This is a genomic window from Roseibium denhamense (assembly GCF_009711415.1).
Taxonomy (GTDB): Bacteria; Pseudomonadota; Alphaproteobacteria; order Rhizobiales; family Stappiaceae; genus Roseibium; species Roseibium denhamense.
Genome location: NZ_SMLZ01000116.1, coordinates 388284 through 402598 on the forward strand (window position 1 = coordinate 388284; position 14315 = coordinate 402598).

A 14315-nucleotide genomic window follows, 5' to 3' on the forward strand; every position below is an offset into this window, starting at 1 on the left:
CGGCCTTGCAAGCCTCTCGCCGGATGCCTATTCCTTATAGCCCACTCGTATTTTCCATTTCATCGTCCGGCCCGGACGTCCTCCAAGGAGCGACCGATGTCATCATTCAACCCTGCCATCTTCAAGGATCTCAACTACATCGGGGGGGAATGGGTTGGAGCCGACAGCGGCCAGACTGTGGCCGTCACAAACCCGGCGACGGGCGATCACATCGGTTCAGTTCCAATGTGCGGCCGGGCGGAGACCAATCGCGCGATTGCAGCCGCCACTTCCGCTTTGCCTGCCTGGAAAGCACTGACTGCGGACGCCCGGGCAACCCATATGGTGAACCTGTGTGATGCCATCATGGATCACCTTGACGACCTTGCCATTGTCCTGACCAGCGAGATGGGCAAGCCGCTGGCCGAAGCAAAAGGGGAAATCGCCCTGGGCGTGAAGTACATCCGGTTCTTTGCCGAAGAGGGCAAACGGATTTACGGCGACACCATTCCCTCACCCTGGGCTGACCGGCGGATTGTCGTGACAAAGGAACCGGTTGGTGTTGCAGGCGCGATCACGCCGTGGAATTTTCCCAACTCGATGATTGCCCGCAAACTTGGCGCTGCACTCGCTTCCGGCTGCACGATGGTGATCAAGCCTTCTGAGTTCACGCCCTTCTCCGCGCTTGCCTTCGGTGCACTGGCGGATAAAGCCGGGTTGCCAAAAGGCGTCATCAACATATTGACCGGGGATGCTCCGGCGATTGGGGAGGAAATGTGCGAAAACCCCGATCTGCGCAAGATCACATTCACGGGGTCGACCCGCGTTGGCAAGCTTTTGGCGGCTAATGCAGGCAAACACATGAAGAAAATCTCCATGGAGCTCGGCGGCAATGCGCCCTTCATCGTGTTTGACGACGCGGATCTGGACCGCGCGGTTGAAGGAGCAATAGCAAGCAAGTTCCGCAATTCCGGACAGACCTGTGTGTGCGCCAACCGCATCTATGTCCAAGCGGGCGTATATGACCAGTTCGCGGACAAACTGAAAGCCGCCATGGAGGCACAGCTCAGCCCCGGAAACGGGATGGAGCCGGACACGACCCAAGGTCCGCTCATCAATGAGGCGGCCGTTGACAAGGTGGCTGCCCATGTTGCCGATGCACTGGAAAAAGGCGCGACCCTGGTCACCGGGGGCAAACGTCTCGAAACCGCCGGAACGTTCTACGCACCGACCCTATTGACCGGAATGACCCAGGAAATGCGGGTTGCCCATGAGGAGACATTCGGCCCGCTTGCCGGTCTCTTCAAATTCGAGACCGAAGAGGACGCCATCCGGTTGGCCAACGACACGGAGTATGGCCTGGCCTGCTATTTCTACTCCAACGGTCTCGGGCGTACCTACCGCGTCATGGAACAGCTGCAATATGGGCTGGTCGGCGTCAATGAGGGCGTGATCACCACCGAAGTTGCGCCGTTCGGCGGCGTAAAGGACAGCGGCCTCGGCAATGAGGGCTCCAAATACGGTTTGGACGATTACCTGAACATCAAATATAGCTGTATCGGCGGCCTTGGCCTCTAGAGCGATACCCGTGGAAAAAGAGCCTCTTGGTTTGTGTCCACGGGAAAATTGTTCTTTATAGACGGTGTTAGAACGTCCCGCCCAGGCTGATTGATCGGAAGGATGTTCAATCTATTCGGCCGGGACTCTAAGCCGCGCCGGCCAGATCCGCGTCAAGTCACGGGTTCCAGCAGAGCCTTTTCCACGTCCCGGAACAGCTCCACGTGATCGATGTTCATTTGTTCGACGCCGCACCGCACGGCCGTCTCAAAAACTGCGCGGTCACTGCCGCCATAGAACATCTGCGTAATCAGCCCGGCAGACTTTGCTTGTGCAACCAGGGCTTCGCTGACATCGCCTTCGTGAAACTCGAGAATATGCGCGTCCAGCGCAACGGCACGTTCAACAGATCCGACATGGGCAAACAGCACCATGCGCCGGAGATCAGGAACTTGCGCGCGCGCTTGCGCCCGGATGGATTGATCGAACGAGAATGTCCATGCGTCCGCAAGCATACCGCGAGCTGCCAACATATCCCGCACCTCAGCCGGGTCCCCTTCCTTGATCTCCGCATAGGTTTTGATCCGGCCCCGGCAGGCATCCAGAAAATCGCTTAGCCTGGGCACCGATTCCCCCGCGAAGTCGGCGTGAAACCACCTGCCTGCATCAAGCTGGTCAATCTCATCAGACGTCATGTCTGCGAACCGGCCCGTTCCATTGGTAGTCCGGTTGACGGTTTCATCGTGATGCACGTAGAGCACGCCATCGCGGGATGGCCGAACATCGAATTCAACGACATCCGCGCCGATTTCAATTGCCTTTTCGAGCGCTGCAAACGTGTTTTCCGGCGCTTGAAGACAAGCGCCCCGATGACAGACGATAGCTGCACGTTTCACGTCTTATTCTCCTGTTGCGCCTGCCCCACAGCGTTGGGCTGCCTGGCCGGATGAAAACCTTGTTTGCGGGAAAGTGGCCTAGGGGTGCCCGAACTTCTTTAAGCTATGATGACAGTTTTTAATGCCATGCAATTTCAGTTTGTTAACAGGCGAAAACACTCTGGTCGTGTGGTTCTTAATTTCTACAATCAAATACAGATTCGCAACATCTCGATCCGCAGGGGACGTTGTTCCATAAAAGGCATCTCCTGGCTGCCCTGCTAGCAGAGGATCATTGGTCCGCTTTCACGGAACTGTTCAATCCCAGCGAACAGTCAGTCAAATTGCCGCAGATGCGAAGATGCTTATGTAAGACGGCGTGGCGTTCATGAGCGAACGCAGCCCTAACACCAGAATTTGAGGTTTGATCATGTTCCGTCTTGCAGCTTCTGCACTGTCCCTGTCGCTTCTGACGTCCGTTGCTCTCGCAGAGCCCGTGGCTTATGAATTCGACAAGTCTCACGCTAACTTGTCTTTCACCTACGACCATCTGGGGTATTCGACAACGGATGGCCGTTTCGGCGACTGGGACGGCACCTTGATGATCGACAAGGAAACGCCGGAAAACTCCTCCATTGAGTTCACAATCAACATCGACAGCCTCGACACTTTCTGGGCGGACCGCGACACGCACCTGAAAAGCCCGGATTTCTTCGACGCGGCAAAGTTTCCGCAAGCCACCTTCAAGAGCACCAGCATCGAACAGACAGGCGAAAACCAGCTGGCGGTGACCGGTGACCTGACCATCAAGGGAATCACGAAGCCGACCACTCTGACGGTCGACGTCGTTGGTCTCGGCGAACATCCGATGGCAAAAAAAGAAGCGGCCGGCTTTGCTGTGAACACCGTCATCAAACGGTCTGACTTTGGCATGGACATGTTTGTGCCCTACGTAGGCGATGAGGTCACCGTGACCTTCCATGCGGAAACACTCATTGCGGATACGACCAACTAATGAGACTTCAGGACCGCCAACCCTGGCGGTCCTGTCCCGACACTCACGGAGTACGACATGTTGCGGAACACTTCCTCAGGTTACGGCCGTATCGCCATCTTCTTTCATTGGACGATGGCGCTGCTGATCGTGGGCATGCTCGCCTTCGGTCTTTATCTTGACCAGCTTCCGCAGTCCGATCCGAACCTGTTTCAGCTCTATCAACTCCACAAATCGGTTGGCTTTGTTGTTCTTGCCCTGGCCTTGATGCGGATTATCTGGCGGTTTGCAAACCCGTCACCGAAACTCCCCACCGGGATGGCGAGCTGGGAGCGCATGGCTGCTCATTTGGGCCATATCGGCCTATATGCTCTGATTTTCGCACTTCCAATCACGGGATGGTTCATGGTGTCCGCATCGCCCTGGGGCATTCCGACCGTGGTCTTTAACGTCCTGCCCATACCGCATTTGCCGGTGCCTGAGGCACTTGGGACGAAAGAAGAAGCAGAAGGTCTGTTTAAAGTCCTTCACAAATACGGCGCGTATCTGATGATTGCGCTCATCGTAACCCACATTGCGGCGGCCTTGAAGCACCATTTCATCGCCCGGGACGACACCTTGAAACGCATGGTTTCGACCGGTCCGGCCCGCGCGGACACCTCATCATCGCTTTGAAGGATATCCCTAGATGAAACTGACATCACTGGCTTTGTCCGTGGCCCTTGCGGCCCCGGCACTGACGACGACGCACGCCCTTGCCGAGACCTGGACTGTCGATCAGTCCAGCAGCAGCCTCGGATTTGAGGTGCAGCAGGGAACCGGAACGGTGAGCGGCACCTTCGGAACATGGACCGCCACCATAGACTTTGACCCGGATGCGCCCGAAACCGCTCAGATTTCCGCAAGGATTTCACCGGCCAGCGCCACCACCGGCAATGCGCAGTTCGACGGAACCCTGCCCAACAAGGACTGGTTCAATACGTCCGCATTCCCGGAAGCCGAGTTCACGGCAACAAGCGTGGAGCGTGTCGAAGGCTCCAGCTACCGCGCCGATGGCACCGTGACGATCAAGGGGGTCTCGCAACCGGTTACACTCGATTTCACGCTTGCAATCGACGGCGATACGGCAAAAGCGGAAGGCAAGGCAACGCTCAACCGGTTGAACTACAACCTCGGCTCGACCGTTGCGACCAATACAGTCGGTGAAGCCGTGACCGTAACCCTGGATCTGACCGCAACACGCTGACAGACTGCAGATGAGCCTGCGCGGCCGCTCTTAGCCGCGCGAGGCCGCCAACCCGATACCGCTGGCAATAAACAAACCGCCAATAGTTTTGTGAACCCGCCCCATGAAACGGCGCGTCAGCTGCAGCGCACTCAAACGGCTACCGAGACAGCCGTAAATCATGGCAACTAAAAAAGACACAAGAGCTATCAACATGACCATACCAGTGAGCTGAGAAACAGCTGTTCCCGATGGATCGAGAAACTGGGGAAACAAAGCCGTGAAAAACACGATCGCTTTGGGGTTGGCTGCGGCGACCAGAAACCCGCTTCGGTAAAGGCGTCCGCTCGTATCTCCGGAAGACCTTGTGTCGCTGGTCATATCGATCCCGTCAGAAGAACTTCGCCACATTGAAAAGCCGAGATAGACAAGATAAGCAGCGCCAGCATACTTGATTGCCATGAACAACATGGCCGATTTGGCGAGCACAATGCCAAGACCAGCGCAGGCCAAGAGAGCCTGCACCACAGAAGCACTCATGTTTCCAAGCGCTGTTGCAAGCGCCTGTTTCCAGCCAAAACGCGCACCGTGGGTGAAAGCGATGAGTGTGCTCGGGCCGGGCACCATCGAGGCAGTGAAAACAGTCAACGCAAACAAGGCCCAAAACGCCAGGTCCATAGAACTTCCAATTTCATTTTTTGCATGAAAACGATGAGAACGGATGACGATCCTGAGAAGCACTTTTTCACAGACCCGCTACGACTACAACGGCCACGCCTTTCAAATCCGGGCAGGCAGAGCGTTTGCACCTTATGTCGGCTTGGCCTTTTCCAACATTTTGCTTAAGAACACGCCACAGACCTTTTGCCAGGGGCTGATATTTCAGCCCTAGCCAGATCAGGAAGGCTTTTTGCATGAACGCGCCCGTCACCCCGCCAGAGTACCAGCACAGCGCCCTCTTCCCGCAAGGCGAAGACACGACACCCTACCGCAAGCTGACCTCTGACCACGTCAAGACCGCCGAATTCAACGGCGAGGAAGTTTTGGTGGTGGAGCCGGAAGGCCTGCGGCTTCTGGCCGAAGAGGCCTTCAAGGACATCAACCACTTCCTGCGTCCCGGCCATTTGGAGCAGCTGCAGAAGATCCTTGATGATCCGGAAGCGACCGAGAACGACAAGTTCGTCGCCTTCGATCTTCTGAAGAACGCCAACATTGCCTCCCATGGTGTCCTGCCCATGTGCCAGGACACCGGCACGGCGATCATAATGGGCAAGAAGGGCCGCCGCGTTTGGACGTCCGGCGGCGATGATGCCGCGCTCGGCGAAGGTGCCCGTGACGCCTACTTCAAAAAGAACCTGCGCTACTCCCAGCTCGCGCCGATCTCCATGTTCGAGGAGAAGAACACCAAGAACAACATGCCGGCGCAGATTGAGCTCTATTCCGAGGGCGAAGACGCCTACAAGTTCCTGTTTATGGCCAAGGGCGGCGGCTCGGCCAACAAGACCTTCCTCTTCCAGGGAACGCCGTCGCTTCTGACCCATGACCGCATGATCGACTTCCTGAAGGAAAAGATCCTGACACTCGGAACGGCCGCATGCCCGCCCTATCACCTTGCCATCGTCATTGGCGGCACGTCGGCGGAAATGAACCTGAAGACGGCGAAATACGCCTCCGCCCGCTATCTCGACAATCTGCCGACGGAAGGGTCCGAAGCCGGCAATGCGTTCCGGGATCTGGCGATGGAAGAAGAGATCCACAAGCTGACTCAGGCAACCGGGGTTGGCGCGCAGTTCGGCGGCAAGTATTTCTGCCATGATGTCCGTGTCATCCGCCTGCCGCGCCATGGCGCCTCCTTGCCGATTGGCCTTGCTGTTTCTTGCTCGGCGGACCGTCAGGCCGTCGGCAAGATCACGAAGGACGGCATTTTTCTGGAACAGCTGGAAATGCATCCGGAAAAGTATCTGCCGGAGATCACCGACGATCATCTTGGCGGCGACGTGGTCAAGATCGACCTGACCAAACCGATGTCCGAGATCCTCGCAGAACTCACCAAGCATCCGATCAAGACCCGTCTGTCGCTGACCGGCACGCTGATCGTCGCCCGGGATGCGGCCCATGCGAAATTGCGCGAACGCCTGGAAGCCGGCGAGCCCCTGCCCGACTATATCAAGAACCACCCGGTTTATTACGCAGGTCCCGCCAAGACACCCGATGGCATGCCCTCCGGCTCTTTCGGCCCGACCACAGCGGGGCGCATGGATTCCTTTGTGGACCAGTTCCAGGCTGCCGGCGGCTCCATGGTCATGCTGGCCAAGGGCAACCGCTCACCGCAAGTCCGCCGCGCCTGTCAGGCCCATGGCGGGTTCTATCTGGGCTCCATCGGCGGCCCGGCCGCGCGCCTTGCCCAGGATTGCATCAAGAAGGTCGAAGTCGTTGAATTCGAAGAACTCGGCATGGAGGCCGTCTGGAAAATCGAGGTCGAGGACTTCCCCGCCTTCATCGTCATCGACGACAAGGGCAACGACTTCTTCAAGGAACTGAACTTGGGGTAGCCGGTTCGAGTATACCATCCCTTGCGGCGGCCCGGGTCTTGCCTGGAACCATGCGTACCAGAAGACGGCGGACACTTTTTGATGGAGGACCAACAGGACTGGGTCCTCATCAGCTCTGGGTGTCCTGGGCTGCCAATCAATCTTGAAAAACAACGCAGCGAACTCTCGCGGCCGAAACTGGGCTTTACACCCTCCTTCGCCCTCTGCAGCTTCTTCAGGATGGGCGATCATCTGAAAGGGCTGCTAATTACAACACTCGGTGTGCTTTGCGTCGTGCCGGATTCGCTTTTTGTCCGCCTGATCGGCGAGGAGCCCATGGTCACGACCTTTTGGCGGTCCCTGATCTCCGGCTCTGTTGTTTTGGCGGCTGTTCTCATGTTTCCCGGTCTCGGAAGTTTCCGGACGCTCTTTCGGACTGGATGGCCGGGCTTTTGGTACACGGTGCTGATCGCCTCGACGGCCCCGGCCTTTGTCCTGGCGGTGAGCAATACGAGCGTTGCCAATGTGGTGTTCATCTTCGCTTCCATGCCGGTGTTTGCGTCTGTCTACAGCCGCATCTTTTTGGGCGAACCGATCAGCAGACGGATGATCCTCACCATGGCCGCGGTCTTTTGCGGGCTCGCCGTTCTTGCCTATGGATCGCACACGAATGAAGTGGCCTCCTGGAAGGGCGATGTTTGGGCGCTTTACATCTCGGCGTCCTACGCTGCGGCCCTCACCCTGGTGCGCAAGCTGAAAGAAACCCCGATGATCCCCGCGATCCCAATCGCATTTATCGGGACCGCTGTGCTGATCGGTCTGTTTCAGGCACCCTTGCCCGCTTTTGTGGAAAAATGGCCGCTGTTTCTGGGCCATGGGCTGTTTATCGGCCTGGCCACGTGCCTTTTGACGATCGGCCCGCGCTACATAAGCTCGGCCGAGGTCGCGCTACTGATCCTCCTGGAATCGGTTTTGGCGCCTTTGCTGGTTTGGGCGCTCGTCGGCGAGGATCCCGGTTCCTATGCCCTTGCTGGTGGCATCCTTGTAATAGGCGCCTTACTTGTCTCCAACCTTGCAGCACTGCGCGCAAGAAAGCCCCGCACTTGAACAGATCGCCGCACAACAAACAAAAAAGCCGGGCAAAAGCCCGGCTTTTCAAACTCATCCAAGTCCGAAAGGATCCTTGAGGACCCGTTCGGTAAACTTAGACTGCAGACAGGTTGTCAGCTGCGGACTTGCCGGAGCGGCGGTCCTGAACAACTTCGAAGCTGACTTTCTGGCCTTCGTTCAAAGTGGTCATGCCGGAGCGCTCAACAGCGGAGATGTGGACGAATACGTCGCTGCTGCCGTCTTCCGGCTGAATGAAGCCGTAGCCTTTGGTGGTGTTGAAGAATTTGACTGTGCCGATGGTCATAACGATGTCCTTTTCAAAGGGCAGATAAATTTTGCAGGACTAGCTCGAGAGCGGGTCCATGCGGGTAGTCGATTTTGAAACGGAAGATCGTCTTTCGCGGATAACCGCGCAGTCACAGAGTTCGTCCAGCAAATATCGATGGCCGTTTGGTACGGCAGTTTTCCAGATTCATCAAGTGGTTTCTGTGACTAGCGCATCGCGCGTTTTGTTGGAAACCCCCAAAAATGCCTGGTAAATCCCCAATCAATCCGCTTTGGACGGAAAATCAGATCCGGTTGATCGCCAGATGATCTGCACCACAGGTAGCGCAGCAGCCGCCAACCTGAAATCTCCCCTGGTTACCGTTTCGGCACTGTTGTTCCTGCCAAAAAAGTGTGACGGAGGTCACCAGCCGGAGGGTTTTCCTCGCAATCGGGGCAATGGCTCCCACTTCTTGGCCATCAAAGAACCCGCATTGAAAGACCGCCAACTCACGGGACCGACCAATGACCTTTAAAACGCTTCTTGCCGCGACCGTTCTGGCCACCTCTCTTCTTCCGAACGCGGCTTCGGCCGTCACGCTTCAGGCACCGGGCAATCAGCCGCTTCAGGTCACGAAGCTGCAAATGGGGATCAAGGGGCCAACCGTTGCCGCCTGCCCGGCCGATGCGAAACTGTCCATCTGGGTGTTCACCAACAAGGAAGGAACTGTCCCGGTTTATATTGCAAAAGAAGGCGGTCAAGTCGCCGGCCCTTACCAGGTGACAACCCAGAAGACCGGAAACAGCACCTTTATGGGCGTCTATAGCCGGGAGCTTTCCATTCATCAGCCGATTGAAGCCCATTACCGCGCGTCGGCACCGGGATTTAAGGCGCTGTCGAACTGGGTTCCGCTCAAGGCCAGCTGCTCCTTCGGGCTTGGTGGTTGAGAAGGAGCGCACCAGCGTTGGGCGAACGCCTTGCCGCTGCGCAGGCCTTGCCAAAACGGGACGTCCCGGTCCACAAAACGGGCAGTTTCACAGCTGCTTAAGGGGCTCCCATGACAGAACCAGAAGATGCCGGCACGCGCCGCAAAGTAAAGCCGGTCATCTGCTATCCGCCCGAAACCCTGCCGCATCCTGACCTTTCACTTTATAACACCGCCCGCGAGACAGCCGTGAAAATCGGCGAGGTCATTGTCGCGCCACGCGATGCGGCTTCGATTGAGGTCCCAGCCGGGCACTTTCTCAAAATCACCTCCATCGAGGGCCCTCAGGTGGGGGATCTGAATCTCTTCAACAGCGGCAATTTGAGCGAGAGATTTTTTTCCGGCAAAACGCGGGCGCTTCATGGAACGCACGTCACCACTGGTGACCGGCTATGGTCCTGCTTTCCCTATTTGAGACCCATTGCCACGGTCACCACAGACACACTGGACTGGTACGGTATCGATGAATTCGGCGGCTCGGTTCACGATGTCATCGGCACGCGGTGCGACCCGTACACAGCCAGGGCCCTCGGCGGGCCCGACTACCATCATTGCTGTCATTCAAACCTGACACGTGCACTGGCAGACACACGCCGCCTTCCGATGCCCGACGCGGAGCGCCTGGTCCATGACGTGTTGAACGTGTTCATGTGCACGGGCTTTACCAGAGACACCGGCCAATATTTCATGAAAGCAAGCCCGGTCCGTCCGGGTGATTATCTGGAACTATTCGCAGAAATCGATTTGCTGGCAGTGATGAGCGCTTGTCCGGGCGGCGACTGCAGTTCCGAGCATTCAAGCGATACTGCGGCCTGCTATCCCATGCTCATGGAAGTGTACCGCCCAGCGGACGAAAGCCTTCAAGGGTGGCGTTCGCCTCCGGAGAATCCTTATGACCGCAGCCACGGCCGCGCTGCCTCAAATGCGGCTGCAGATTGACGCCGCCACTTGAGTTTTCATCAAATCCGCGAAGGATCGGACATGATTTGTTCACACGCGCAGAAAGTGCGCAGCTTCTACGCGGTAAAGGACGTCAAAAACACGTTAAAGGCGTATCAATCGTTGCAGGTGCACAACACAATTGCGCGATCCGCTGATATCACAGCGTCGTGAGATTCCCTTTTTGCCGGGTTTACGCCATGATCATTAACGGAGCGGCAACGTGGGACGCGTAACCTTCTTCAAGTGACAAGCGCCGGATTGTGGGCCGGCTGCTATGGGGGATCAGTATGAGAACAGTTTTTTACGGTGTAATCGCGGTCCTTGTAGCCGCCTTCATCCTGCCGGAGAACGCTTTCGCGCGCGCCGGTTTCTTCGACCATGACCAGAAAAAATGGGTCACTCCGAAATATCATCCGGGCGGGCCCTCCCCGATCAAGCGTCGCAAGGTGCGTTATGACGGGCCTTATGCGCCGGGCACGATTGTCGTCGATACGTCCGAGCGTCGCCTTTATCACATCCTGCCAAACGGCCGGGCGATGAAATACGGCGTTGGCGTTGGCAAGGATGGCTTCCAATGGTCAGGCACGCACCGGGTGACCCGCAAGGCGGAATGGCCGAGCTGGACACCACCGGCACAAATGCGGGCCCGTGAGCGCCGCAACGGCCGCATTCTGCCAGCCTTCATGGAAGGCGGACCGAACAACCCGATGGGCGCGCGCGCGCTCTATATCGGCTCTACCCTCTACCGGATTCACGGAACCACTGAGCCGTGGACAATCGGCTCGGAAGTCTCTTCCGGCTGCATCCGCATGGCCAACAAGGACGTAATTCACCTGTACAAGAGCGTCGATGTCGGTGCGAAGATCGTTGTGAAGCGCTAACAGCTCAAAACACTGAAATTGAAAAAGCCGGGCTCAGACCCGGCTTTTTTTGCGCTTTCGAACCAGGTGCACAGTCAATTGACAGTCGACTGAGGTCTCATTCCGCACTCCAGCAATTGCCGCGCCGCCTTCTTGGCCACAGCTGAGGGGTCTCTATCCGTTCCCATCTGCGCGGAAACGATCGCCCCCTCTATTAGCAACATCACCTGACGGGTCAAAAGCTCGGGATCCGATACCCCGGTCTGCCCGGCCAATTCGAGAATGGCCTGACGCAAGAGCCGCTTGTGTTCCGCGGACTGGACGTGGGCTGGATGGGCTTTTTCTTGAAACTCGGCCGATGCCTTTATGAACATACAGCCTTTGAATGACGGTTCGCCAAACCAATCTTCCAGCAGATCGAAAACATGCAGAAGCTTTTCGCCCGGTGGCAATCCGCTTTCGTCGAGCTGTTTGAAAAACCAGTTCCGGAAGGTCTCATCCCGGTAGCGCAGGACAGCCAGAATAAGATCGTCCTTGGTCCGGAAATGCTTAAACATGGTCGTCTTTGAAATACCGGTCTCCGCGACAAGCGTATCCATTCCGGCAGCCTGATAGCCAAGCCGGTCAAAAATCTCCAACGCCTTCCGCACCAATTCATCGCGCTTACTCGGACGCATAGCCGCCCTTTCCATACTTAACTGTACCGTTCTGTTTATTCTTACAGCCTCTATCTCGGGTCTGACAGTATGAATTTCCATTTTTTTTCAATGTCGATAATTCACGTATCCGTGATCTCGCCGTTTTTCGATTGAAAAATGAACAGATCGGTACATTTTAATAAGGACAGAACGGTACAGTTAAACGAATAAATTGGAGCAGGACATGGCTCGTGCATTTAGTGACATAGCATTCACTCCGTCGGTCCGGGACCGACAGATCCAATACGGGTCCCGTGACAGTTACGCACCTCTCGACTTGCCTGAGGTCGACCGCGGCGACAGGCTTACCGACATCGAAGCACAGTTCATCCGCGAGAGAGACGGGTTCTATCAGGCAACGGTCTCCCAATCGAATTGGCCTTATGTCCAGTTCCGAGGCGGGCCAGCAGGCTTTTTGAAGGTGATTGACGAAAAGACGATCGCTTATGCGGATTTCCGTGGAAACCGCCAATACATCACAAGTGGAAATCTATCGGAAAATGACCGTGTTTCCCTGATCCTGATGGACTATCCGAACCGGCGCCGCTTGAAGATCTGGGCGCGGGCGCGCCAGGTGGACGCCAAGGACGATCCGGAGCTGATTGCCACGCTCACCACCCCTGGATACCGCGCTTTTCCAGAACGCGCTGTGGTCTTGACCGTCGAAGCGTTTGACTGGAATTGCCCTCAGCATATCCCGCGCCGGTTCACACTCGACGAGCTGGCACCGAATTTCAACGCTCTTCAAAACCGCATCGCAGAACTCGAAGCGGAAAATGAAGAGCTGAAGAGCTTCCTCAAGCCACAGAATTGAGGATGCAGCCGGGCACCGGCTGAAAACCACGGGCAGGTTCGACCGGAACCACGCCGCTCAAACAGAAGGAATAGGAAAATGACGCTGATTTCCAGAACCCTTTCGGCTGCGCTTCTGGCAGCCGGCATTGCAACTTTTGCAAGTTCACCCGGTTCTGCAGGCACACCGGCCGGCGTGCCACAAACCAAATTCGGCTATGAAGTGATTGACGGGTTGAAGATCGCTTACCGGGAAGCAGGAGATCCATCCGATCCGGCTGTTCTTCTTCTTCACGGGTTCCCGACCTCGTCCCACATGTTCCGGAACCTGATCCCGGCGCTTGCTGAGGATTATTATGTAATTGCGCCCGATTACCAAGGATTCGGCGCATCCGACATGCCGGACGCCGCTGAGTATGACTACACATTCGACAACCTTGCCCGGACCGTGCAAGACCTGCTGGAGCGCAAGAACATAGATGAGTATGCCGTCTATCTGATGGACTACGGCGCGCCGGTCGGATACCGGATCTTTGCAGACGACCCGCAAAAAGTTACCGGTTTCATCATCCAGAACGGCAACGCCTATGAGGAAGGACTGCTGGATTTCTGGGATCCACTCAGAGCCTACTGGTCAGACCGTTCAGAGGAAAATGCCGCACTCTTGCGCGCATTTTTGGGGCTGGATGGTACCAAGTGGCAGTTTACCCATGGAACCAGAAACCCTGATGCGATCAGCCCGGACAACTACTGGCATGTCCAGTATCTCCTTGACCGCCCTGGCAATCAGGAAGTCCAGCTGGAGCTGTTCTACGATTACGGTTCGAACCTGAAAGAGTATCCGGATTGGCAGGCTCTGTTTCGTGAGCACCAGCCGCCCGCGCTTCTGGTCTGGGGGAAAAACGATCATATCTTCCCGGCCGAAGGAGCGCATCCGTATCAGCGGGATCTGGAAAATCTGGAATTCCATCTTCTCGACACCGGGCATTTCGCCCTTGAAGAAGATGGCCAGTTGATTGCCACGGAAATTCGTGACTTCCTGGCCCGGGAAGTCGCCAAGTAAACCCACAAACGCTGTCCACATGTGCCGGAGATCTCTCCGGCACTTGGACTGTTTGGGTGCCTAGCGGCTCAAGCCTTTTGCTGCCAGCTCTTGAAGATAAACTTCCCAGTGATTTTCCGGATGGGTGGCGAGGTCTCTGAAATACCGCCAGGAGTAAATCCCTGAACTGTGCATATCGTCGAAGTGGATTCGAACAGCATAGTTCCCCACCGGTTCGATCTTGATGATCTCGACATTGCGCTTGCCCGGCACAGTCTTCTTTTGAGACGGATGATGGCCTTTCACCTCCGCCGAGGGGGAACAGACCCGCAAATATTCAGCCGACAGGTCATGCCGCTCGCCATTGTCGAACCCAATGGTCAAAGTCCGGCGGTCCTTCGCGACCCTCAATTCGCTCGGCCAGGGCTCGTCACTTGCGCTCATCTTCTTGTCTCATCAG

General features: G+C 56.6%; 16 protein-coding genes. 11 read left to right on the forward strand and 5 right to left on the reverse strand.

What is annotated here, in order from left to right:
• Positions 1–96 precede the first annotated feature (96 nt).
• Complete coding sequence (locus E1180_RS21645) at positions 97–1557, forward strand: NAD-dependent succinate-semialdehyde dehydrogenase (protein WP_155194759.1); 1461 nt, start codon at positions 97–99, stop codon at positions 1555–1557.
• Positions 1558–1709: 152 nt separating this feature from the next.
• Here E1180_RS21645 and E1180_RS21650 read toward each other — a convergent pair whose 3' ends face one another.
• Positions 1710–2432, reverse strand: coding sequence for a glycerophosphodiester phosphodiesterase (locus E1180_RS21650; RefSeq protein WP_208997297.1), 723 nt, complete (start codon positions 2430–2432; stop codon positions 1710–1712).
• Between the two features lie 409 nt (positions 2433–2841).
• On the opposite strand from E1180_RS21650, the gene E1180_RS21655 reads away from it, so the two are divergent.
• The 3 genes from E1180_RS21655 to E1180_RS21665 are packed head-to-tail and all read left to right on the forward strand — an operon-like array spanning position 2842 to position 4651.
• Positions 2842–3426: a YceI family protein gene (locus tag E1180_RS21655; protein ID WP_155194761.1), complete on the forward strand. Its 585-nt coding sequence runs from the start codon at positions 2842–2844 to the stop codon at positions 3424–3426.
• A 57-nt stretch (positions 3427–3483) separates the two neighbouring features.
• Positions 3484–4080, forward strand: coding sequence for a cytochrome b (locus E1180_RS21660; RefSeq protein WP_155194763.1), 597 nt, complete (start codon positions 3484–3486; stop codon positions 4078–4080).
• Between the two features lie 13 nt (positions 4081–4093).
• Complete coding sequence (locus tag E1180_RS21665) at positions 4094–4651, forward strand: YceI family protein (protein ID WP_155194764.1); 558 nt, start codon at positions 4094–4096, stop codon at positions 4649–4651.
• A 30-nt stretch (positions 4652–4681) separates the two neighbouring features.
• Here the strand turns inward: E1180_RS21665 and E1180_RS21670 are convergent, their stop codons facing one another.
• Entirely contained in the window at positions 4682–5308 is a 627-nt protein-coding gene (locus E1180_RS21670) for a LysE family translocator (protein ID WP_155194766.1), read from the reverse strand.
• Between the two features lie 236 nt (positions 5309–5544).
• On the opposite strand from E1180_RS21670, the gene E1180_RS21675 reads away from it, so the two are divergent.
• Complete coding sequence (locus E1180_RS21675) at positions 5545–7182, forward strand: fumarate hydratase (RefSeq protein ID WP_155194768.1); 1638 nt, start codon at positions 5545–5547, stop codon at positions 7180–7182.
• Positions 7183–7263: 81 nt separating this feature from the next.
• A complete protein-coding gene (locus E1180_RS21680; protein WP_244314136.1) occupies positions 7264–8268 on the forward strand; it encodes a DMT family transporter in 1005 nt (334 codons plus the stop codon).
• 97 nt (positions 8269–8365) lie between these two features.
• Here E1180_RS21680 and E1180_RS21685 read toward each other — a convergent pair whose 3' ends face one another.
• The gene (locus tag E1180_RS21685) at positions 8366–8575 is read right to left on the reverse strand and encodes a cold-shock protein (RefSeq protein WP_155194772.1); all 210 of its coding nucleotides are present in this window, start codon (positions 8573–8575) and stop codon (positions 8366–8368) included.
• Positions 8576–9060: 485 nt separating this feature from the next.
• Between E1180_RS21685 and E1180_RS21690 the strand changes: the two genes are divergently transcribed.
• The 3 genes from E1180_RS21690 to E1180_RS21700 all read left to right on the forward strand — a co-directional run bounded on the left by E1180_RS21690 (position 9061) and on the right by E1180_RS21700 (position 11344).
• On the forward strand, positions 9061–9483 hold the full coding sequence (locus tag E1180_RS21690) for a hypothetical protein (RefSeq protein ID WP_155194773.1): 423 nt from the start codon (positions 9061–9063) through the stop codon (positions 9481–9483).
• Positions 9484–9593: 110 nt separating this feature from the next.
• A complete protein-coding gene (locus tag E1180_RS21695; protein ID WP_155194776.1) occupies positions 9594–10460 on the forward strand; it encodes an urea carboxylase-associated family protein in 867 nt (288 codons plus the stop codon).
• Between the two features lie 290 nt (positions 10461–10750).
• On the forward strand, positions 10751–11344 hold the full coding sequence (locus tag E1180_RS21700) for a L,D-transpeptidase (protein ID WP_155194778.1): 594 nt from the start codon (positions 10751–10753) through the stop codon (positions 11342–11344).
• A 74-nt stretch (positions 11345–11418) separates the two neighbouring features.
• Here the strand turns inward: E1180_RS21700 and E1180_RS21705 are convergent, their stop codons facing one another.
• Entirely contained in the window at positions 11419–12000 is a 582-nt protein-coding gene (locus tag E1180_RS21705; protein WP_155194779.1) for a TetR/AcrR family transcriptional regulator, read from the reverse strand.
• Between the two features lie 205 nt (positions 12001–12205).
• On the opposite strand from E1180_RS21705, the gene E1180_RS21710 reads away from it, so the two are divergent.
• Both E1180_RS21710 and E1180_RS21715 read left to right on the forward strand, forming a co-directional pair.
• Entirely contained in the window at positions 12206–12835 is a 630-nt protein-coding gene (locus E1180_RS21710; RefSeq protein WP_155194781.1) for a pyridoxamine 5'-phosphate oxidase family protein, read from the forward strand.
• Between the two features lie 78 nt (positions 12836–12913).
• On the forward strand, positions 12914–13876 hold the full coding sequence (locus E1180_RS21715) for an alpha/beta fold hydrolase (RefSeq protein ID WP_155194783.1): 963 nt from the start codon (positions 12914–12916) through the stop codon (positions 13874–13876).
• Between the two features lie 60 nt (positions 13877–13936).
• Here E1180_RS21715 and E1180_RS21720 read toward each other — a convergent pair whose 3' ends face one another.
• Positions 13937–14299: a gamma-butyrobetaine hydroxylase family protein gene (locus tag E1180_RS21720; RefSeq protein WP_155194785.1), complete on the reverse strand. Its 363-nt coding sequence runs from the start codon at positions 14297–14299 to the stop codon at positions 13937–13939.
• Between the last annotated feature and the right edge of the window lie 16 nt (positions 14300–14315).

Bases quoted from the DNA above. Each gene is read 5' to 3' on its own strand.
- E1180_RS21680 (WP_244314136.1), top strand. From the start codon at position 7,264: ATGGAGGACCAACAGGACTGGGTCCTCATCAGCTCTGGGTGTCCTGGG.
- E1180_RS21695 (WP_155194776.1), top strand. From the start codon at position 9,594: ATGACAGAACCAGAAGATGCCGGCACGCGCCGCAAAGTAAAGCCGGTC.
- E1180_RS21675 (WP_155194768.1), top strand. From the start codon at position 5,545: ATGAACGCGCCCGTCACCCCGCCAGAGTACCAGCACAGCGCCCTCTTC.
- E1180_RS21645 (WP_155194759.1), top strand. From the start codon at position 97: ATGTCATCATTCAACCCTGCCATCTTCAAGGATCTCAACTACATCGGG.
- E1180_RS21690 (WP_155194773.1), top strand. From the start codon at position 9,061: ATGACCTTTAAAACGCTTCTTGCCGCGACCGTTCTGGCCACCTCTCTT.
- E1180_RS21685 (WP_155194772.1), bottom strand. From the start codon at position 8,575: ATGACCATCGGCACAGTCAAATTCTTCAACACCACCAAAGGCTACGGC.
- E1180_RS21705 (WP_155194779.1), bottom strand. From the start codon at position 12,000: ATGCGTCCGAGTAAGCGCGATGAATTGGTGCGGAAGGCGTTGGAGATT.
- E1180_RS21720 (WP_155194785.1), bottom strand. From the start codon at position 14,299: ATGAGCGCAAGTGACGAGCCCTGGCCGAGCGAATTGAGGGTCGCGAAG.
- E1180_RS21660 (WP_155194763.1), top strand. From the start codon at position 3,484: ATGTTGCGGAACACTTCCTCAGGTTACGGCCGTATCGCCATCTTCTTT.
- E1180_RS21700 (WP_155194778.1), top strand. From the start codon at position 10,751: ATGAGAACAGTTTTTTACGGTGTAATCGCGGTCCTTGTAGCCGCCTTC.
- E1180_RS21710 (WP_155194781.1), top strand. From the start codon at position 12,206: ATGGCTCGTGCATTTAGTGACATAGCATTCACTCCGTCGGTCCGGGAC.
- E1180_RS21655 (WP_155194761.1), top strand. From the start codon at position 2,842: ATGTTCCGTCTTGCAGCTTCTGCACTGTCCCTGTCGCTTCTGACGTCC.
- E1180_RS21715 (WP_155194783.1), top strand. From the start codon at position 12,914: ATGACGCTGATTTCCAGAACCCTTTCGGCTGCGCTTCTGGCAGCCGGC.
- E1180_RS21665 (WP_155194764.1), top strand. From the start codon at position 4,094: ATGAAACTGACATCACTGGCTTTGTCCGTGGCCCTTGCGGCCCCGGCA.
- E1180_RS21670 (WP_155194766.1), bottom strand. From the start codon at position 5,308: ATGGACCTGGCGTTTTGGGCCTTGTTTGCGTTGACTGTTTTCACTGCC.